The 19,134-nt window shown below is 65.1% G+C and carries 17 protein-coding genes; 12 read left to right on the top strand and 5 right to left on the bottom strand.

What is annotated here, in order from left to right:
• Nucleotides 1-7: 7 nt before the first annotated feature.
• Nucleotides 8-1,261: an alpha/beta hydrolase gene (locus tag SCD90_RS12210; RefSeq protein ID WP_319844962.1), complete on the top strand. Its 1,254-nt coding sequence runs from the start codon at nt 8-10 to the stop codon at nt 1,259-1,261.
• A gap of 42 nt (nt 1,262-1,303) precedes the next feature.
• Here the strand turns inward: SCD90_RS12210 and chrA are convergent, their stop codons facing one another.
• Nucleotides 1,304-2,521 carry a chromate efflux transporter gene (chrA, locus tag SCD90_RS12205; protein ID WP_319844961.1) on the bottom strand — a complete coding sequence of 406 codons (1,218 nt, stop codon included), beginning with the start codon at nt 2,519-2,521 and terminating at the stop codon, nt 1,304-1,306.
• A gap of 115 nt (nt 2,522-2,636) precedes the next feature.
• On the opposite strand from chrA, the gene SCD90_RS12200 reads away from it, so the two are divergent.
• The 6 genes from SCD90_RS12200 to SCD90_RS12175 all read left to right on the top strand — a co-directional run bounded on the left by SCD90_RS12200 (nt 2,637) and on the right by SCD90_RS12175 (nt 9,378).
• Nucleotides 2,637-3,785: an ABC transporter ATP-binding protein gene (locus SCD90_RS12200; protein WP_319844960.1), complete on the top strand. Its 1,149-nt coding sequence runs from the start codon at nt 2,637-2,639 to the stop codon at nt 3,783-3,785.
• A gap of 17 nt (nt 3,786-3,802) precedes the next feature.
• Nucleotides 3,803-4,702, top strand: a complete 900-nt coding sequence (locus SCD90_RS12195) for a carbohydrate ABC transporter permease (protein WP_425265685.1) — start codon at nt 3,803-3,805, stop codon at nt 4,700-4,702.
• Nucleotides 4,702-5,523 (top strand): carbohydrate ABC transporter permease, encoded by an 822-nt coding sequence (locus SCD90_RS12190; protein ID WP_319844958.1) that lies wholly within the window; start codon nt 4,702-4,704, stop codon nt 5,521-5,523. The genes SCD90_RS12195 and SCD90_RS12190 overlap by 1 nt, the downstream gene beginning before the upstream one ends.
• A gap of 30 nt (nt 5,524-5,553) precedes the next feature.
• Nucleotides 5,554-6,840, top strand: coding sequence for an ABC transporter substrate-binding protein (locus SCD90_RS12185; RefSeq protein ID WP_319844957.1), 1,287 nt, complete (start codon nt 5,554-5,556; stop codon nt 6,838-6,840).
• Between the two features lie 71 nt (nt 6,841-6,911).
• The gene (locus SCD90_RS12180; RefSeq protein WP_319844956.1) at nt 6,912-7,712 is read left to right on the top strand and encodes a phosphodiesterase; all 801 of its coding nucleotides are present in this window, start codon (nt 6,912-6,914) and stop codon (nt 7,710-7,712) included.
• Nucleotides 7,713-7,920: 208 nt separating this feature from the next.
• Nucleotides 7,921-9,378, top strand: coding sequence for a phospholipase D-like domain-containing protein (locus SCD90_RS12175; RefSeq protein WP_319844955.1), 1,458 nt, complete (start codon nt 7,921-7,923; stop codon nt 9,376-9,378).
• A 32-nt stretch (nt 9,379-9,410) separates the two neighbouring features.
• Here SCD90_RS12175 and SCD90_RS12170 read toward each other — a convergent pair whose 3' ends face one another.
• On the bottom strand, nt 9,411-9,701 hold the full coding sequence (locus SCD90_RS12170) for an Atu4866 domain-containing protein (protein ID WP_319845032.1): 291 nt from the start codon (nt 9,699-9,701) through the stop codon (nt 9,411-9,413).
• Between SCD90_RS12170 and SCD90_RS12165 the strand changes: the two genes are divergently transcribed.
• Nucleotides 9,649-9,858, top strand: a complete 210-nt coding sequence (locus SCD90_RS12165; protein ID WP_319845039.1) for a hypothetical protein — start codon at nt 9,649-9,651, stop codon at nt 9,856-9,858. The two genes, SCD90_RS12170 and SCD90_RS12165, sit on opposite strands and share 53 nt — an antisense overlap.
• A gap of 4 nt (nt 9,859-9,862) precedes the next feature.
• Here SCD90_RS12165 and SCD90_RS12160 read toward each other — a convergent pair whose 3' ends face one another.
• Both SCD90_RS12160 and SCD90_RS12155 read right to left on the bottom strand, forming a co-directional pair.
• On the bottom strand, nt 9,863-10,387 hold the full coding sequence (locus tag SCD90_RS12160; protein ID WP_319844954.1) for a nuclear transport factor 2 family protein: 525 nt from the start codon (nt 10,385-10,387) through the stop codon (nt 9,863-9,865).
• Between the two features lie 43 nt (nt 10,388-10,430).
• Entirely contained in the window at nt 10,431-11,498 is a 1,068-nt protein-coding gene (locus SCD90_RS12155; protein WP_319844953.1) for an aldo/keto reductase, read from the bottom strand.
• 96 nt (nt 11,499-11,594) lie between these two features.
• On the opposite strand from SCD90_RS12155, the gene SCD90_RS12150 reads away from it, so the two are divergent.
• The 4 genes from SCD90_RS12150 (at nt 11,595) to SCD90_RS12135 (ending at nt 17,375) form a co-directional block, all read left to right on the top strand.
• A complete protein-coding gene (locus SCD90_RS12150; protein ID WP_319844952.1) occupies nt 11,595-12,497 on the top strand; it encodes a LysR family transcriptional regulator in 903 nt (300 codons plus the stop codon).
• A 251-nt stretch (nt 12,498-12,748) separates the two neighbouring features.
• Entirely contained in the window at nt 12,749-14,140 is a 1,392-nt protein-coding gene (locus SCD90_RS12145) for an HlyD family secretion protein (RefSeq protein ID WP_319844951.1), read from the top strand.
• On the top strand, nt 14,140-15,372 hold the full coding sequence (locus SCD90_RS12140) for a hypothetical protein (protein ID WP_319844950.1): 1,233 nt from the start codon (nt 14,140-14,142) through the stop codon (nt 15,370-15,372). The genes SCD90_RS12145 and SCD90_RS12140 overlap by 1 nt, the downstream gene beginning before the upstream one ends.
• Before the next feature lie 5 nt (nt 15,373-15,377).
• The gene (locus tag SCD90_RS12135) at nt 15,378-17,375 is read left to right on the top strand and encodes a glycosyltransferase family 2 protein (RefSeq protein WP_319844949.1); all 1,998 of its coding nucleotides are present in this window, start codon (nt 15,378-15,380) and stop codon (nt 17,373-17,375) included.
• A gap of 320 nt (nt 17,376-17,695) precedes the next feature.
• On the opposite strand, the gene SCD90_RS12130 is transcribed toward SCD90_RS12135, so the two are convergent.
• Nucleotides 17,696-19,129, bottom strand: coding sequence for an amidase (locus SCD90_RS12130; protein WP_319844948.1), 1,434 nt, complete (start codon nt 19,127-19,129; stop codon nt 17,696-17,698).
• Nucleotides 19,130-19,134: the final 5 nt, after the last annotated feature.

Raw genomic sequence — 19,134 nt, 5'->3', positions numbered from 1 at the left:
TCGCGCCATGTCATTTCCGAACATCACGACCGGTCCCGCGCAGCCGCGGCCGAAGGTGCGCCTGATGCCTTGCTCTCCCTCCTCGCTTCTATCCGGCGTCGTGCGCCGTCTGTCGGTTGTCCTGATCGCGGGTGGCCTAGCGGCGGGCTGCGCCGGCATGGCGAGCGTGAACGACAGCGCGGCGACCTACCCCTCGGATATCGGCGGCAGTGGCGAACTCACCGCCGTGACCACCCGCAACGCAGAGGGCAACGCGCTCAAGAGGCCCTGGTTCGGGGCGCAACGCTCGGAGCCCAGCATCGTTCGCGTCAGGTTGGCGTCGCCCCACAATGCCGGACGCTTCTCGACGGCGGCGGTCGGCCTGTCGGACTGGAAGATCGAGGCGGTGGAGCCCCTTCCAGCATTACGGCTGGCCGGCGGCGGCACGCGCGACGTGCTGGTCTATGTCCATGGCTTCAACGAGACGTTCGAGAGCGCGGCCCTCGATGCCGCGCGGCTCTCGGATGCGCTGACATTCCGGGGCAGCACCGTTCTGTTCAGCTGGCCTTCGCGCAACTCGGTGTTCGACTACATGGCCGACCGCGAGAGCGCGGTGTGGTCCCGCGACGCGCTCAACGACATGCTCAACAGCCTGATGCAGGATCCGGGGGTCGGGCGGGTGCACATCGTCGCGCATAGCATGGGCAGCATGCTCACGGTCGAGGCCCTGCGGCAGGTCTACAGCGCCAACCGCACGGCGGCGTCACGCTTCGGCGCCATCGTGTTCGCCTCGCCCGACATCGACGTGGACGGCTTCTCGGCATCGGTGCGGCGCATGGGCACCATGCACCGTCGGATGACCGTCATCACAGCACTCGACGACCGCGCCCTTGCCCTGTCCGGCAGCCTAGCCGGCGGCAAGAGGGTCGGACGTGCGGAATCCGCGGCCCTCGAAAAGCTCGGCATCAAGGTGGTGGATTCGTCCGGCGGCGGCGGGCTCCTGAAGCACGCGACCTTCCTCCGCGACGCGGGCGTGCAGAAGCTTGTGATCCAGGCGATTGCCGATGCGCGCAGCGGCACCGGCAACCAGTCGCCATCGCCGTTTCCTGTCTTCGAGCCTATGCAGCCCGTCGCCCAGACACCGCTGGCGAGCCTGCCGGTTCCGGAGACGGCTCCCGCTGCGGCTCCTCCCGCGGTCGCGGCACCAGCGGTCGCCCCCGCTGCGGTGGAGATCCCAGCGGCAGATCCCGTCGCGCCCGCCCAGGTGCCGGTCGCCCAGTAGGGGTATCTATTCGCACACGAGCCCCCATTGCTCCGGGGGCGTCTACGCGATGAGCGGGAAGACTGCCGTCATCAGCGGAATCGCGAGCACGACAATCCATGGCGGCGCCTGCCACACCGTGAGGACAACAAATCCGCCCACGGCGAGTGCGAAGTCCTGCGGCGTTAGAACGGCGCTGGTCCAGACTGGGTCGTAGAGCGCGGCGCCCAGAAGGCCGACGACGGCTGCGTTCGCACCGCGCATTGCGGCCTGCACGTTCGGACGCTCCCGCACGGCAGACCAGAAGGGCAGGACGCCCACGAGCAGCAGCATACCCGGCAGGAAGATCGCGAGCAGGCAGAGCACGGCACCGGCCAGCCCGTTGGCCGGCTGCCCGGCGACTGCGCCAAGATAAGCGGCGAAGGTGAAGAGCGGGCCGGGAACCGCCTGTGCCGCACCGTAGCCGGCGAGGAAGGCATCGCCGCCCACCCAGCCCGGCGCCACCACTTCGGCCTGCAGCAGCGGCAGCACCACGTGCCCTCCCCCGAACACCAATGCCCCGGCACGATAGAAGGCGTCGAACAGTGCCAGGGATTGCAGCGGAAGACCGGCGGCCAGCACGGGCAGGCCCAGAAGTAGAATGGCAAACAGCGCGAGCGAGATCATGCCGACGCGCCGCGACACAGGTATCATGAGCCTGTTTGCAGGCACCGTGGCACCTGTTCTGCACAGAAGCAAGCCGAGCAGCGCACCCATCAAGATTGCGAAACCCTGCCCCGCTGCGCCCGCGCCCCATGTCACGACGAGCAGCGCCGCCAGCACGATGCCCGCCCTCCGCCGATCCGGCGCAAGGGAACGTGCCATCCCCCAGACGGCCTGAGCGACCACGGCAACGGCAACAAGCTTCAGCCCGTGCAGGACGGATGCAGCCAGTGGTCCTTCGGTGAAGCCCGCGCCGAACGCAAAGAGCACCAGCAGCAGTGCGGAGGGAAGCGTGAACGCGGCCCAGGCGGCCAGCGCGCCCAGAGGTCCACCACGGAACAGCCCGAGGGCGAACCCCACCTGGCTGGAGGAAGGGCCAGGCAGGAACTGGCACAGGGCGACGATATCCGCATAGCCGGCTTCGTCGATCCACTTGCGCCGGAGCACCAGTTCATCGCGGAAGTAACCCAGATGAGCGATGGGGCCGCCGAAGGAGGTCAAACCCAGCTTCAGGAAGGCCACGAAGACTTCCCCTGCACCCGGGGAGGCACGCTCGACGCTCGGCATGTTCAAACCCATGACCTGTTTCCATGCATCCATAGTCGAACTCCATGACGCTCGCTCGTGCACCCGCGTGTCATGCCGGCGTCATGCCCTGAGAGGATATCGCTGCTCCTGAGAAAGGAGCGTGGCATTGGCACCTCGTTCGGTCGAAATCTCCGGTATCGGTAAGCGCTTCGGCAGCGACGATGTCCTGAAGGGCATCGACCTCTCGGTTCGCGCTGGTGAGTTCCTGTCGCTCGTCGGCATGTCCGGCTGCGGCAAGTCCACGCTGCTGCGGATCATCGCCGGCCTCGAAACGCCTGATGGCGGCTCGATCCGTATCGGCGGCGAGGACGTCACCGATCGCCACCCCAGCGACCGCAACCTGGCGATGGTGTTCCAGTCCTATGCGCTCTACCCGCATATGACGGTCCGGCAGAACATCGCCACGCCGCTTCGGATGCGCCGGCTGCCGCTGTCCGCCCGCTTGCCGCTTGTCGGCGGCCTTGTGCCCGGGCATGGGGAAACCCGACGCGGCATCCGCACCGCCGTCGAAGATGCGGCCGCCATGCTGCAGATATCGCCGCTTCTCGACCGCCGTCCGGCCGAACTTTCCGGCGGGCAGCGCCAGCGCGTGGCCCTTGCGCGCGCTCTGGTCCGCGACCCTGCTGCCTTCCTGATGGACGAGCCTCTTTCGAATTTGGACGCCAAGCTGCGCGCCCATATGCGCGAGGAACTTGCGCTTCTGCACAAGCGGCTCGGCGCCACCTTCATCTACGTCACGCACGACCAGATCGAAGCGATGACGATGTCGGACCGCATCGCGCTGATGGATGGCGGCCGCATTTTGCAACTCGGCACTCCCACCGAACTCTATGAGCGGCCGGCAAACCTCACGGTCGGACGCTTCATCGGCTCGCCCGCCATCAACCTCCTGGCGGTGGAAATCGCCTCGGACGGCGCGGTGAGGATCGCCGATCGCGCGCACGGCCTCGCGGCGGATGCACGTCATGCCGGCCCAGCCACTCTCGGGATGCGTCCGGAAGACCTGCGCTTCTCAGTCGACGGCGTTCCCGCCCGCATGACGCGCAGCGAGATGCACGGAGCCGACCGCTACGTGAGCTTCGAGGTGCTGGAAGGCGCGGGTGAAAAGCTCGTCATGCGCCTTGGCGGGGGCGACGCCCTGCTGGTGGACGCGGAAGGACGTGCGGCCCTCGGCTTCAACGCCGAGCGCGCGCACCTCTTCGGCTATGACGGCGCACGGCTCCATGTGCAGGTGCAGCGGCGGGATGCGGCATGAGCACTGTGGCCGTCCCGATGCAGGCGGTTCCGCGCAGACGGGCTCTCGACGCGCGCCGCCGCATCCTCTTGAACGGCTTGGCGTTCACCGCGCCTGCGGCACTGCTGATGCTGGCCATCTACATCGTGCCGATGATCGTGCTGGCCGGCTTTGCGGTCACCGATTATCGCCTCGGCGCGCTCGCATTTGAGTTCGTGGGCCTGAAGAACTTCGCGGACGCCTTCTCCGACCCCGTCTTCATGCGGGCGATGTGGAACACGCTGATCTACTCGCTGATCGTGATCCCTTTCGGCGTGGCTCTCGGGCTCGGGGCGGCCCTGCTGGTGCATGGAACCCGGCGCACGCGCTCCTTCTGGGAAGTCGCCTATTTCCTGCCGGTCACCGCCACATTGGTGGCGATGGCGACGGTCTGGCAGTTCCTGCTCCACCCCAGCATCGGCCCGGTGAACGCCGCCATCCGCTGGCTGGGCTTCGAGCCGGTCTACTTCCTGTCCAATCCGCAGGTGCTCATCCCGACCCTTGCCCTGATCGGCGTCTGGCAGGTGCTCGGCTTCAACATGGTGCTGTTCCTTGCTGGTCTGAACAGCATCCCGAAGGATCTCTACGAGGCCGCGCGCCTCGACGGCGCGAAGAACCCGCTCGACCGCTTCTTCGTCGTGACGTGGCCGATGCTAGGCCCAACGACGATGTTCGTGATCGTCACTACATCCATCTCGGCACTGAAGGTTTTCGAGACGGTGGCCGTTCTGTCCAAGGGGCGTTCCGGCTCCGAGACCATGCTGTTCGCGCTCTATCTTGAAGGTTTCGAGTACGCGAACACCGGCTACGCCGCGGCGCTGACCCTGATCTTCCTTGCCATCGTCCTCGTCCTCTCCATCGGGCAGACGCTGCACCTCGACCGTAAGGTGCATTACTGATGGCGAGGATCACGAGATATCTACCGCATCTGGTGCTGGCCGTCGGCGCGGCGGCCATGCTGCTGCCGTTCTACTGGATGGTGCTGACCTCCGTCCGATCGGCATCAGAGATCTTCGACATCTCCCTTCTGCCGACCGTGCAGGGCTTCAACGGACCGGAGAACTACGGCCGGGCCGCAAGCCAGGTGCCGATGGGCCGCTTCATGCTGAACGGCGTGATCGTGTGCCTCGGCATCCTCGTCGTGCAGGTCGTCACGGCTGTGCCGGCGGCTTATGCGCTTGCGAAGCTGCCCTTCCCCGGGCGGGGGCTGTTCATGACGCTCGTCATCGCCGCGCTGTGCGTGCCGATGCAGGCGCTGGCCCTTCCGCTCTTCGTCGGCCTCGCGGCCACCGATCTGCTGAACACCTATTTCGCGATGATGGCGCCGTTCTTCCTCTCGGTGTTCGCCATCTTCCTCTTCCGGCAGGCCTTCCGCAGCTATCCCGACGAGATCATCGAAGCGGCGCGGCTCGACGGCTTCTCGGAGATGGAAATCTGCTGGGGCCTCGTCCTGCGCGCCGCCCTACCCTCGCTTGCCGCCTTCTCGGTCTTCTCGATCGTCGCGCACTGGAACGACCTCTACTGGCCGATGATCGTGATTTCGGACATCAACCTCGCGCCCCCGCCGCTCGGGATGCTGCTGTTCGCGGATGTGGAGTCCGGCGCGAACTACGGAGCCCTCATGGCCGGCGCGACCCTCATCACCGCGCCCATGGTGGTCTGCTTTCTTCTCGCCCGCCGTCACTTCATCGCCGGCATCACGATGACCGGCGTCAAGTAACCCAACGTTTTCGCCCCAAGAGGAGCAGACATGTCGACGCTTAAGAACTTCATGACCGCCGGCGCGCTGGCGCTCGGCCTCACAATGCCCGGGCTGGCCCATGCCCAGCAGGTGGAGCTTCAGGTGCTCTACAATCTGCCCGGCTTCACCAAGTTCCATCAGCCGCTGGCTGACCAGTTCATGAAGAACAACCCGGACGTGAAGATCAACTTCCTCGCTCCGGCCACCGGCTACAATGAAGGCCAGCAACAGGTTCTGCGCGCCGCCGTCACCGGCAACCTGCCCGACGTCTATTTCTCGGGCTACAATTTGACGGCGGAACTGGTCCACACGCTGGCGCCGCGCAAGCAGATCACCGACCTTGCGCCCTTCATCGAGGCCGAAGGCGGCCAGTCCTTCCTCGACGCCAACTACACCCCGAAGATGGCGGCGCTCGGCCAGATCGACGGCAAGCAGTACGGCCTCCCGGTCAACGCCTCATCGCCGGTCATCTTCATGAACGCCGATCTCGTGCGCCGCGCGGGCGGCGATCCCAAGAACATGCCCGACACCTTCGAGGGGCTGATCCAGCTGGCCGCCAAGATCAAGGCGCTCGAGCCCGGCATCGCCGGCATGGGCTACGATATCAATGGCTGGCCGGATGACTGGTTGTGGCAGGCCCTTATTTTCCAGCAGGGCGGCAAGCTCGTCGACAAGGAGAAGGGCACAGTCGGCTTCGACAACGAGATCGGCCTCAACGCGCTGAATCTCGTCCGCCGCTTCGTCACCGAAGGCGGCCAGAACCTGCTCGACTGGGACCAGTCGCGCCAGCAGTTCGGCGCAGGCCGCACCGGCTTCATCTTCTCCACGCCCGCCCATGTGCAGACGATCCAGGGCCTTGTCGGCACCCGCTTTGAACTGGCCACCTTCACCTTCCCCATCGAGAACAAGGAAGCGGGCGGCGTTCCCACCGGCGGCAATTCCGCTGTCATCCTGACACAGGACAAGACCAAGCAGGACGCGGCCTGGAAGTACCTGAAGTGGATCACGGGTCCGGAAGCCCAGAACCAGATCGTCCGCATCACCGGCTACCTGCCGACCAACAAGCTGGCGACCGGACCGGACTATCTGCGCCCCTACTACGACCAGAACCCCAACGTGGAGACGGCGGCGAAGCAGGCCGAGCGCTCGCTCCCCTGGGCCGGATATCCCGGCGGCGATTCCGTTCGCATCTGGCGCACGCAGCGCGACATCGTCGGCACCGTCATGCGCGGCGAGATCACCCCCGAGCAAGGCCTGAAGCAGATCGTCGAGCAGACAAACGCGCTGATGCGCTGAACCGCCCGGCAACGGCAAACATGGGTGCGGGATCCGTCCCGCACCCTTTTCTTGTTCTGAGTGGAGCCCTCGTGAAAATCATCCAGATCACCGACACGCATCTCGTAGCGCCCGGTCGGGTGGTGAACGGCGTCGATCCCGAACGGCAGCTGCGGCAGGCCGTGGATGATGTCCTGTCGCGCCATGGCGACGCCGACCTGCTCGTCATCACCGGCGATCTTTGCAACGACGGAGAGCCGGAAGCCTATGCCCTGCTCCGCGACATCCTCGCACCCGTGCCCTTTCCGGTGCGGCTCCTGCTCGGAAATCACGACCGGCGACCGGCTTTCGTGGACGCATTCCCGGATCAGCCGCGCGATGGGAATGGCTACGTCCAGTCCTGGCTCGACACCGAGATGGGTCGCCTGCTCTTCCTCGACAGCCATGAGGCCGGCGTGATCGGCGGCATCTACGGCGAAGACCGGCTGGCCTGGCTGGACGACGCCCTGGCCGGTGCCGGAGCGCTTCCGCCCACGGTGTTCATCCATCACCCTCCGATCCATGACGGGATCGGCCATTTCCGAGACATCAGCCTGCACGACGACGGCGCGGTCCTGCGCCGCCTCTCGGCGCATCCCGCCGGCATCCGCCACATCGTCTTCGGCCACATCCACATACCGCTTGCCGGCACCAGTCCGCAGGGCATCGCCTTCAGTTCCGGACAGGCCTGCTCCCACCGCTTCATCACCGATCTGGAGGCCCGCGATCCGTGGTGGACGGGGGGCAACCCCTGCTACCGCATCCTGCTGATCGACGAGTACGGATTTCGGGCGTTCAGCGCGGAGGTCGGCCAGGCACCCACCACCCGCGCGCCGATTTGCCCCGGCCCGTAAGCGGCTTCTTCATGGATCCACAAAGGCAAGAGGGCGTTTCGCATCACGCGTCCCGGACGTAGAAGGTCCGTTCCATAGACCAGGAAGCCAGGCGCCGGAGCGGCACGCGCGCCTCGCTTCTCTGCCAAGCCCAGAAAGAACGCACGCTCGTGTGGCCTCCACCCAATCGTCCACAAATCCGCACTTGGCCCGACGCCCCATGAGCGGGATGGATTCGCACCGTCTTCCGGAGCCGGGGCGGAGTTGCTTTCGCATCGAGAAGGCGGACCGCTTCTCCGTCATCGTCGATGCCGACGATTACTTCCGCTATGCGCGCGCCGCGATGATAGGCGCCAGACGGCGCATCACGCTGGTGGGCTGGGACTTCGACGGGCGTATCGAAGTAGGCCGGGGGAGCGATGACGACGGGCCGCGGAACCTCGGCGACTTCGTCCTTTGGCTGGTTGAGAAGAATCCGGATCTCGAAATCTTCTTGCTGCGCTGGGATGTCGGCGCCGTGAAGGCCCTGTTCCGCGGCACTACCGTCTTCACCTTGCTGAACTGGATGCGGCACCCACGCATCCACACGAAGCTCGATGGCGCGCATCCCACCGGTTCGTCCCATCATCAGAAGATCGTCGTCATCGACGATTGCCTCGCCTTCTGCGGCGGCATCGACATGACGGAGGATCGCTGGGACACTCGAGAGCACAAGTTCGAGGACGAGAGGCGGCGTCGGCCGAATGGCGCCCTCTACAAACCGTGGCACGATGCAACCACTGCCATAACCGGGCCGGTCGTCGGCGCGATCGCGGAGATCTGCCGCGATCGCTGGAAGATCGCCGGCGGCAAGAAGGACCTGCCACCGCTCGGCGGGTTGAAGGCCCGCTGGCCCGAGCACTTGCCAGTTCAATTCAGCGATGTGGAGGTCGCGGTGTCGCGTTCCGCACCTGAACTGGAAGGACGGCCCGCCGTCCGCGAGATCGAGACGCTCTATCTCGACCAGATCGCCCGCGCGAAGCGCTTCATCTACGCCGAGAGCCAGTACTTCGCGTCCCGCCGCATCGCTGAGGCCATCGCACGCCGCCTCGATGAGCCCGATGGTCCCGAGATCGTCATCCTCAATCCCGTGACGGCGCAAGGCTGGCTGGAACCCGTGGCGATGGATTCCGCGCGGGCGCAGCTGATGGAAGCGCTGCGCCAGAGGGACCGCCACGGCCGTTTTAGGCTTTACCACCCGTTCAACACGGGCGGAGAAGCCATCTATGTCCACGCAAAGATCCTCATCGTGGACGACCGGATCCTTCGTGTCGGCTCGTCCAATATGAACAACCGCTCGATGCGACTGGACACGGAGTGCGACGTCACCGTGGATGTGGAGATGGACGGTTCCGACGCTAACGTCAGGACCATCGAGGCCATCCGCAACGATCTTCTGGCGGAACACCTTGCCTCCACGCCGGAGATCGTTGCCGCGACCATGGAAAAGACCGGCTCTCTCATCGCCACCATCGAGGCGCTCCGGGGTGAAGGCCGCTCGCTGCGCCCTTTCGAACCGCCGGAACTGTCCACATTCACCGAATGGCTGGCTGACAACGAGGTCCTGGACCCTGAGGGACCCGAAGAGATGTTCGAGCCCATGTCTAAGCGCGGACTGTTCCGCAGGCTGAGGAAGCCGCGGCGCTAAGGCTGCCGGCGGCGGCCTGTGCCTGTGCAGCGTCAGCGCCTTCGGAAGGTCATTCCGCCGTGGTGCAGCGTGTTCCGGTCGATGAACACGCCGTCCGCCGTGAAGCCGGTGTCGTCCCAGTAATTGATGAGGTTCCCGGCCACTTCGTAGCGGCCGCGATACGCGCTTTCCCGATTGCCGCGGGCCTCGTCATAACGGCCATCGGGAAGAAGCTCGTGCCGGATGTGGCCGTCATCGGTGACCCACATGCCTGCATAAGGGTGTTCAGCCATGTCATTCCTCGTTGTGCTGTGCGGATTTTCGTTCGCGACGGCTGGACGCAGCCAGCCCGGCGCAGAGGTCTGGGTGAGGATCGACAGCGTGGCGCCGATCATGATGCATGCCTGGCAACGGTTCACTTTGTTCTCCTGCTCTCAGGAAACCCGCCCCGGTTACCGGCTCGACGGCGCGGCGTCGCTGGACGACTATTTGGGTTTTTGATCGGCTACGGCTGCGAAGTCGGTGCCGGAACGCGCCGCAGAACCTCATCGAATGGCGCGAGATCGAGGAAGGCGGTCACCTCCACGGCCTGTCCATTCTCCATTCGGAAGATCCAGACATATCTGTTCACGTAAGGCTGCCCGTCGCGCGCACGTCCGGCGCCTTCCCAGTTGACGATGACATGGTCACCGTCTGCCCAGACGCGGGTGCTTACAGGCCTGTTAGGTTCAGACAGCCGCGACGCGAAAGGCCGGACCATCTGGATGACTGCGTCACGGCCCCTGAACACGCCGGCGCTCGGTCCCGAGCCTTCGATGGTCCAGACGATGTCGGGAGAAAGCACATCCGTGAAGAAGCTGGTGCCGCCCGCGGCCCATTGCTCGAACGCCTGGGTGATGAACTGCCTGTTGTTCGCTTCGACAGGTGTATCTGCCGACGAAGCGGTCTGCGGTGCGACGGCAATACCGGACATAATAGCCAAGGCCAGAAAGCTGCCACGGATAGTCTGATGATGCTTTGATTGTGCCATGTCTTCGCTCCTTCGTTGCAAGTGGCGGACGCTAGGCGGCGGTTCAGGATGTCGTGGCCGGCGCGACCGACGCGCCTCCGAAGATGAGTTGCTGGACCATCGGGCTGCCGACGAAACGGCCGGGGAAAATCGGATCGGGCCGGCTTGCCTGATCCAGGCGGTCCAGGTGTTCGGCGGACAGAGCGATGTCGAGGGCTCCGAGATTGTCCTCGGCCTGCGCCAGGGTGCGGGCCCCGATGACCGGCGATGTCACCGCCGGGTTTGCCAATGTCCACGCCAGCGCCACCTGGGACGGGCTCGCGCCGATCTCCCAGGCAACATCCCGGACGACATCGGCGATGCCGATTGCGCGGGTGTTGAGGTGCCCGGACTGCGCAACCACGCCCTTCCGGGTCTGTGAAACCTCTGGTGAGGCAACTTCCGCGATGTCGGCTTGTGAATATTTGCCCGTCAGCACGCCCCCGCCCAAAGGCGACCAGGGCAGCACGCCGAGGCCCAGCTGGGCGGCCATCGGGATCAGTTCATGCTCGACCGTGCGCTCGACCAGGCTGTACTCGATCTGAAGAGCCGCGAAGGCCGACCAGCCCCTGAGCTCCGCAACGGCCTGCATCTGCGAAATGCGCCAGGCCGGCGTGTTGCAGATGCCGAGATACAGAACCTTGCCGGAGCGCACGAGATCGTCGAGCGCGCGCATCACCTCTTCCGGCCGGGAGGTGAAATCCCACGCATGAAGATAGAATAGATCGATCCTGTCGGTATCCAGTTGCCGGAGGCTCTGCTCCAGCGAACGCACCATGTTCAGGCGATGATTGCCGCCGGAGTTCGGGTTGCCGGGATGGCGCGCCATGGAAAACTTGGTCGCAAGCACGATGCTCTCGCGCCGGTCGCGGATGAAAGAACCGATGATGCGTTCCGAAGCACCATTGGTGTAGTTCACAGCGGTATCGATGAAATTTCCGCCACGATCACAGTAGAGATCGAAGATGCGGCGCGCCTCGTTTTCGTCGGCGCCCCAACCCCACTCCTGTCCAAAGGTCATCGTTCCAAGCGAGAGCGGCGAAACCCTGAGGCCGGAGCGGCCAAGCAGGCGATAATCGTTCAGAGATGTCATGCTTAGCTCCTGTCTTGCTTGACGGAGAAGCTATGGGTTGGGCATCCGCAGCACAATTTGCCCAATGCTGACCAGGCTGGTAAGTTGCGCTAACCAATGGCCCTTGATCTCAGACAGTTGGCGGTCTTCCTGGCAGTAGCGGAAGCACGCAGCTTCCGCGGCGCAGCCGATCGCCTCGGCGTCACCCGCTCAGCCGTGAGCCAGACCATCCGCCGTATGGAGGACAGGATGGGCGTTGCGCTCGTCCAGCGGACGACGCGAAGCGTCAGCCTGACGGAGGCCGGCGCCAAGCTGCACGAGCGCGTCGCGCCCGCGATTTCAGAGATCGAACTGGCGCTCGACACGGCCCAGGATCTTCATGCCAAGCCGAGCGGACAATTGCGGCTGGCAGTCTCATCGATCGCGGAACGCTTCCTGTCAGGCCCGCTGCTGGCGGGCTTCGTCGCAGCCTATCCGGCCGTGGAGATCGACATCACGGTAACGGATGCGGAGTTCGACATCGTGTCCCAAGGGTTCGATGCCGGCGTCCGGCTGGGAGAGGTGATCGAGCAGGATATGATCGCGGTGCCGATCTCGGCCGATCAGCGCCAACTGGTCGTGGCGGCGCCCTCCTATCTCGAGCGTTTCGGCACGCCATCGCACCCGCTGGAGCTTCCGGGGCACTGCTGCATCGGATGGCGGCCGGATCCCAAGGTGGCGCCTTATCGTTGGGAGTTCGAGGACGACGGACGCGAGTTCGACGTAGCCGTCACGCCGAGGATCACCACGAACGATATGTGGGTAATGGTCCGCACGGCCTGCGCCGGCGGCGGGCTTACCTTCGGCATGGAGGAGACCTTCAGGCCCTACATCCATCGAGGAGAGCTCGTGCCGGTTCTGGAGCGCTACTCGGCGCATTTTCCGGGCTTCTTCCTGTACTTCGCCAACCGGCGAAACCTGCCGCCCAAGCTGCGCGCCCTGATCGATCACGTGCGCTTCGGCGCTGCGGGCGCGCGCTGATGAGGTGCGCAGAGGTCGGTTGGACATACAGGACATAGCCGGGCTGGGCGGCTCGACGGGAATGCCGCCGGCGCTGCCACCGCAAAACGCGCGGAAGCGTACTTAATTAAATCTTTCTAAACGTCCGGAATAACCGCGAGCCGGACCCGTTACCCTCTCGCTGGCCAAGAATGGCTGGACCGGGTTTGCCCGAGGAAAATACCAGGAGGAAGCGTCTTTTCGCCTGTACGGCACTGACCGGAGAGAAGACGATGACGAACACTGCGCAAAAGGATGCCCTGCTTCGCAAGGGCCCACAGAAGGCTGATCGCCGCGACCTGCTGCTGCGGGTGTCGTCGTTCTCGGTCGCGAGCGTGCTGGCGGTGTTGGCCGTGACAACGGTGATGCCGCCTATCATCGCAGATCAGTCCGATCGCGCGGTGATCAATGCGCCGGTCACTCTCCTGACCTCGCCAATATCGGGAGAGGTGAAGCATCTCGAGGCACTGACCGGACAAGAGCTCCGGTCGGGCGCGTCCGTGAGCACGATCGTGAACGAACGCGTGGACCGGGCAACGCTTGTCAGCCTTGAGAGCAAGGCCAACGAGATGCGCGAGAGCGTCGAGGCCACACGTCAGAAGTCCACCTCGCTCAAAGAATATATCGAGGCGCTGGACGCGGAGATCGCACGCCAGAAGCAGCAACTCGACGATCACTTCGTGGAGCAGCTTGCCGAGCTGAAGGCGCGCATCGGTGCCGCCGACGCCGCCGTTCGCGAAAAGGACGATGTGGTGGGCCGTCAGACCACCCTTGCAACGCGCAACATCGCCAGCCCGGAACTGATCAAGGCCGCCAAGCAGCAACTGGCGGGTGCCGGGCACGAGAAGGATGCGCATCTCTCGCTGCTGAACCAGAAAACCTCGCAACTCGAGGCTCTTCGCCGTGGCGTGTTCGTAGGGCCTGAACTCACGGGCCTGTCCACGCTGTCGCAGCGGCGTATGGACCTCGCGTTCGAGGCTGAACAGTTGCAGATCAAGGAACGCGAACTGCTCGCGGGGCTGCAGACCAGCCAGTCCATCCTCGAGGCGGAGCAAAGCCGCGTCAGCCAGCTCAGCGAAGCCACGGTGGCGGCTCCCTTCCAGGGGCGTGTGCTGACCGTCGGGGTCAGCGAAGGGCGGCATGTGCTGCCGGGAGACACTATCGCCAGCATCGTCGACTGCGAGCGCTCGTTCGTCGTCGCGATCTTCTCTTATCGCCGCGCTCAGGATCTGGCGGTGGGCACCCGCGTAAGCATCGATGGCGAGGCCGGACTCCGATACGGACGCGTGGCAGAAATCCTGCCGAGGATCACGGACAAGGCGGATGAGGGTTTCGCGGTGCCGTTTCCGCCGACCGAACGCCGGGAAATGTACGTTCTGGTGGAGCCGGAAGCGGCGCCCGATCAGGACGCCGCAGCTGATCCGCAGGACTGCAGCATAGGCCGCTGGGTCACTGTCTCTCGCGGCGCCGGCTGGGTGCCCTCCGCCTCGGTTCTCTGGAAGGGCCTAGGCGACTTCATCGCCGGCGTCTTCGAAGGCCCGTTCGGGACCGCAAATGCCGGGGAAGTGCAACCGGATGAGAAGATCCGCACCGCGTTCGGGAAACTCGGCAGCACTGCGCGCTGATGCGCCGCCTCGTGATGGCTGCTGGCGCCCTGCTCGCCAGCACCTGTGGCTCTATGGCGGAAGCGCCCGGCGATGCGTTAGGGGCCCGGATGTGCGCGGGCATCTCCGGATCGGTCGGCGAGCTCGGCGGATCCGGCTTCGTCCTGAGCTACCGGCCTGCTGAGGACGAGCGGGAATTGCCGCCTCCCCTCAGCACGTCCGCGTTCACCTATGACAACGCACTCGCGCTGATCGCGGCGTTGGCATGCGACGATCTGGAGGGCGCGCGGAAGATCGGCGAGGCGTTCAGAAGCGTCATTGCTTCGGACCGCCGCTTTTCCGATGGACGCGTCAGGAACGCCTACCGGGCAGCCCGCGTAGTTCCGGGTGAAGCGGCGCTTCTGCCGGGATGGTGGGACAGCGGGTCCGAGGCCTGGGCGGAAGATGCGTATCAGGTCGGCACGGCGACCGGCAACGTGGCGTGGGCCGCCCTTGCCCTTCTCAATCTTCACCAGGCGACCGGAGAAGCCTGGGCCCTGCAGGACGCGGAACGACTGGCCGGGTGGATCGGCACCATGTCCGGCGGCTCCGGACCTCCCGGCTATCGCGGCGGCGTGCACGGCCACGATGCAGAACAATCCGTGCTCCCGTGGAAATCGACCGAGCACCACGCGGACATCGCCGCAATGGCGCATTGGCTCCACCGGATCACCGGCAAGCCCGTTTACGCGGACATGTACCGAACGGCACGATCCTTTCTCGACGCGATGTTCGACGAGGAAGCCGGCGTGTTCCGCATGGGTACGGAGCCCGATGGCAAACTGGCACCCGCCAGCCGCATCGCCATGGACGCGCAGGTCTGGCCCTTGATCGCGGTGCCGGAGCCCGCGCAGCAGTGGAAGACCGCACTCGACAACATCGAGCAGCACCTCGCGGTGACCGGCGGCTATGACTTCAACGACGATCGGGACGGGCTCTGGACCGAGGGCTCCGCGCAGGCCGCGCTTGTGCAAAGGGTCCTCGGACGCGGTTCCAAGGCAGCAGAGGTACTCGGGGGCCTGTCGAGTCTCGTGGGGCCTAATGGCTGGATGCGTGCGACGAACGTGGCGCGGCTCACGACCGGGCTGGCCATCGGTCCCGACAGCACCTCGAACGACTTCTTCTACTTCCCCCGGCCACACCTCGGCGCCACCGCTTGGGCGGTTCTGGCCGAGCGCGGGTGGAATCCCTTCAACGGACAGAGAGTGGAGTAGGACGCATGTTCGAATCCGCCGCGGACGATGCGTCCATACTCCTGACGAACGGCCTCGTTTGCCTTGGTCTCCTGATGATGGCGCGCCTGTTGAAGCCGCAGGGAACGGCTGATCGCGCCCTTTTTGGCATGGCGACCGCCCTCCTCATCGTCACCTATGCCGCCTGGCGCTGGCACGACACGATGCCCCGTTTCGAGCTCACCGCCACCAGTCTGTGGCCATGGCTGTTCTTTGCCTTCGAAGGCATAGCCATGACCTACACGCTGATTTCCATCGTCATTCTCGTGAAACGGCGGGACAACAGCGCGGAAGCCGACCGTGCAGAGGCCCTGAACCACGCGCGCGGCTCCTGGCCCGCAGTCGACGTCTTCATCTGCACCTATAACGAGCCGGTGGACGTGCTGGAGAAGGCGGTTCTGTGCGCCCTGGCCATGGACTATCCCAACTTCACCGTCTGGGTTCTCGACGATACGAGGCGCGATTGGCTGCGGCAGTATGCCGAAGATGTCGGTGCGTTCTACATCACCCGTCCGGACAATGTCGGCGCCAAGGCCGGCAACCTGAACAACGGCCTCCGGCGCACCGCCGAAGCCACCAATGCGCCGCTGATCCTCGTGCTCGATGCAGACTTCGCGCCTCGGCCGAACATGCTGAGGCGGATGGTGGGGCTGTTCCACGACCGGCGCGTCGGCGTCGTGCAGACCCCGCAGTTCTACTACAACGCCGATCCCATCCAGCATAACCTCATGATCCGCGACAGCTGGGTCGACGATCAGCGCATCTTCTTCGACATCTTCCAGCCCTCGAAGGACGCCTGGGACTGCGCCTTCTGCGTGGGAACCTCGTTCATCGTGCGCCGTGACTTGCTGAACGAGATGGGCGGCTTTCCTCAGGAAGCCATGTCCGAGGACATCCACCTCACCTATAGCCTGCTGCATCGCGGCTACGTGACACGCTGGCTGAATGAGCGCCTCAGCATCGGACTGTCCGCCGAGGGCCTGCCTGAGTACATCACGCAGCGTACCCGCTGGTGCCTTGGCACGATCCAGGTCGCCTTGCTGAAATCCGGGCCGATGCTTAGCCCCGGATACACGCTCACCCAGCGTCTCCACTACTTCCACGGCATCCTGAACTGGCTTTGCAAGCCGTTCATCGTCCTGATGCTTCTCGCGCCTTCAATGTACTGGTTCGCCGGTCTGCCGGCGTTCGAGGCAGACTACATAGCCTTCCTGCGTTACGGGCTGCCGATGCTCTTCGCCGTCTGGATCTACAGCGGCTGGGTGTCGGAGCGGCGCACCCTGCCCGTCTTCATGGAGGTCACGCACACGCTGACCGCCCTTGCCGTGACCGTCACCTTGGCCAGCGCCATCGTCCGCCCCTTTGGCCGCCCCTTCAAGGTGACGGACAAGGGCGGCGACCGATCCGAGATGCGGGTGCACTGGCGCATGGCCGGCACCTTCGGCGCGGTGGCATTGCTGTCGGCCGGCAGCATCGTCTGGGCCTTCGTCTCGCCCTATGCCGCGGCGGAGGTCTCTTCGCGGGATCTGTTCAACCTCATCTGGGCCGGGGTGGCGATGATCCTGGCGTTCATCGCCATGCTGGTGTGCTTCGAACTGCCGCGACCGAGCCCGGACGAGTTCTTCCCAGTGGATACGGTCACTGATCTCCGCGAGCGAGACCTCGTGCGCCAGTGCCTGGTGAAGGACCTCTCATTGTCGGCCGCGCGCCTGATGGTTCAGGATCACCACCGCCCAGTGACCAACGGAGAACTGTACGTGCCGGATGTGGGCTGGATCAGGGCCGCGCTGAAGGAGGCGCATGGCCAGAGCCTTGAACTGGACTTGTCGCCGACGCCGCAGCAGAGGCGTGCCTTGGTGGTCAAGCTCTTCACCACCTCCGGCGAGACGGTCGCGCGTTCGGCGCATCTTGGAAAAGCCGTGCACGGTCTTCTCAGGCGAGCGGCTGGTCTCAAGAGCAAGGCGTCCGAACCGCGGTCCGTGTGACGGCAGGCGTCGGTCCCGTGCGCCGCGCCCAGATGCGGACGCACGACAACAGGGGATCGCGCGCCCAGCGCTACGTCGTCATCGCTTGATCGTCGCGTGTGATCGTCAACGAGCGGGCTGTACAAAGAGCAGGCCACAGAAGTTCCGTGGTGATCCCGGGAGGGCTCGCCCCCCAGCAGATGCGTGGGAGGCACAGACGAGCGGAACTGCTCAGAAGAGGTACCTCCGAGCAGCCGTCGATCGCCCGTCGAGAACGATGCGTCGTCCCCTTGCCGCAACGCTATGGATCCGGCTGTGGCACCGTCGACCCAGTCGCCGCGTTAACCCAGAACAGCCTCGTCGAACCAGCGGGCTATCGCCGTCAGCCTATAGTCGGTGTCTGGCAGACCCATCAGCTGTACACCCTGCGGCATGCCATCGACTGCCATCAGCGGCAGGCTGAACGACGGGCCGCCAACCATGGACCATGGGCTCAGGAAGCTCCGGCTCCCGGTGATCTTGTGTGCCGCCGGACGATCCACATGTCCGTCGGCAGGTTTCTGGTCGACCGGTGCGGGTCCGGAGGAGGCCATCGTGATGTAGCCATCCACCCGCGAGCCGATCGCGAGAACCAGATCACGAATGCGGTTCCGCTCCGTCAGCGCGCGGCGATAATCGGCCGGGCTCATGGCGAGCCCATGATCCAGCCGCGCCTTCGCCGTCTCGGAAAGGGCCTGCGCCCCATGGGTGTCGAGATAGGATACGAGCGGCCAGCGCACCTCGTACATGATGATGTCGTTGGAGATCCGGTCGCCCTCGGCCAGCAGGTCCTCCAGCCGTGCGATGTCTCCATCGCAATCACGGTCGATGATGCTGACACCCGCCGCGGACACCAGTGTGGAAAGCTCTTCGAACGCGGCCAGTGAGGCAGGATCCAGCTGGGCCCAACCCTCCGTCTGAAGATGCGCCAGCCGCAGAGGCCGGCTTGCGCGCGGAAGCGCCGCTGCGCCGCTCAATCCGGGATGTCCATTGTGACCACCTGCCCGGCTCGAGATCTCCCACGCCGTGGCCCACGCATCGGCGAGCGAAGCGGCCATGGGGCCGATGTGATCCTGGCTTGGCGCGATCGGATGCATGCCCGCGACGTTCAGCGCGCCAAAGCTGGGCTTGAAGCCATAGTTCGCGTTGAACGAGGCGGGACGGATCAGCGAGCCGCCGGTCTGGTTGCCGATGGTGACCGGCACCATGCCGGCACCGACCGCCGCGCCGGAGCCGCTGGAAGATCCGCCCGCCGTGCGCCGCATGTCGAACGGATTGCGCGTCGGCGGCAGACTGCCGAAGGCAAGCTCCGGCACATGCGTCTTGCCGACCATGATGGCACCGGCGGCCTTCAGCGCGAAGACGGCGGCAGCGTCATATTGTGCCGGATCCATGCTGAAGAGACGCGAGTTCATCTTGGACGGCATGCCGCCGACATCGATCGTGTCCTTGATGCCCATCGGACAACCGTCGAGCGGCGACAATGTCCGGTTCTCGCGATACCGAATATCGGAGGCATCCGCGCTGCGTCGCGCACCTTCGAAATCGGTGAAGCAGAAGGCCTGCACCTGATTGTCGAGCCTTTCGATGAGCTCGATGCGCTCTTCAAGATGTTTCCGAGGCGTGCTGGTGCCGGCCAGGAAAGCCTGCCGGGCAGCGGTGAAGGAGGGAAGCACAAGCGAGGGATCGTAGTTGCCGCGCTGAGCGTCGGCATTGTCTTTGGCGATGCGAGGCATGTGGT

Origin of the sequence: Terrihabitans rhizophilus, from assembly GCF_033898525.1 — a bacterium.
In the GTDB taxonomy this organism is placed as follows: domain Bacteria; phylum Pseudomonadota; class Alphaproteobacteria; order Rhizobiales; family Methylopilaceae; genus Flaviflagellibacter; species Flaviflagellibacter rhizophilus.
Note: the sequence above shows the minus strand (reverse complement) of the source record. Positions and strands in the feature narration are given on the sequence as shown.

Bases quoted from the DNA above. Each gene is read 5' to 3' on its own strand.
- SCD90_RS12210 (WP_319844962.1), top strand. From the start codon at position 8: ATGTCATTTCCGAACATCACGACCGGTCCCGCGCAGCCGCGGCCGAAG.
- chrA (WP_319844961.1), bottom strand. From the start codon at position 2,521: ATGGGTTTGAACATGCCGAGCGTCGAGCGTGCCTCCCCGGGTGCAGGG.
- SCD90_RS12195 (WP_425265685.1), top strand. From the start codon at position 3,803: ATGCAGGCGGTTCCGCGCAGACGGGCTCTCGACGCGCGCCGCCGCATC.
- SCD90_RS12190 (WP_319844958.1), top strand. From the start codon at position 4,702: ATGGCGAGGATCACGAGATATCTACCGCATCTGGTGCTGGCCGTCGGC.
- SCD90_RS12185 (WP_319844957.1), top strand. From the start codon at position 5,554: ATGTCGACGCTTAAGAACTTCATGACCGCCGGCGCGCTGGCGCTCGGC.
- SCD90_RS12175 (WP_319844955.1), top strand. From the start codon at position 7,921: ATGGATTCGCACCGTCTTCCGGAGCCGGGGCGGAGTTGCTTTCGCATC.
- SCD90_RS12165 (WP_319845039.1), top strand. From the start codon at position 9,649: ATGTCATTCCTCGTTGTGCTGTGCGGATTTTCGTTCGCGACGGCTGGA.
- SCD90_RS12160 (WP_319844954.1), bottom strand. From the start codon at position 10,387: ATGGCACAATCAAAGCATCATCAGACTATCCGTGGCAGCTTTCTGGCC.
- SCD90_RS12155 (WP_319844953.1), bottom strand. From the start codon at position 11,498: ATGACATCTCTGAACGATTATCGCCTGCTTGGCCGCTCCGGCCTCAGG.
- SCD90_RS12150 (WP_319844952.1), top strand. From the start codon at position 11,595: ATGGCCCTTGATCTCAGACAGTTGGCGGTCTTCCTGGCAGTAGCGGAA.
- SCD90_RS12145 (WP_319844951.1), top strand. From the start codon at position 12,749: ATGACGAACACTGCGCAAAAGGATGCCCTGCTTCGCAAGGGCCCACAG.
- SCD90_RS12140 (WP_319844950.1), top strand. From the start codon at position 14,140: ATGCGCCGCCTCGTGATGGCTGCTGGCGCCCTGCTCGCCAGCACCTGT.
- SCD90_RS12135 (WP_319844949.1), top strand. From the start codon at position 15,378: ATGTTCGAATCCGCCGCGGACGATGCGTCCATACTCCTGACGAACGGC.
- SCD90_RS12130 (WP_319844948.1), bottom strand. From the start codon at position 19,129: ATGCCTCGCATCGCCAAAGACAATGCCGACGCTCAGCGCGGCAACTAC.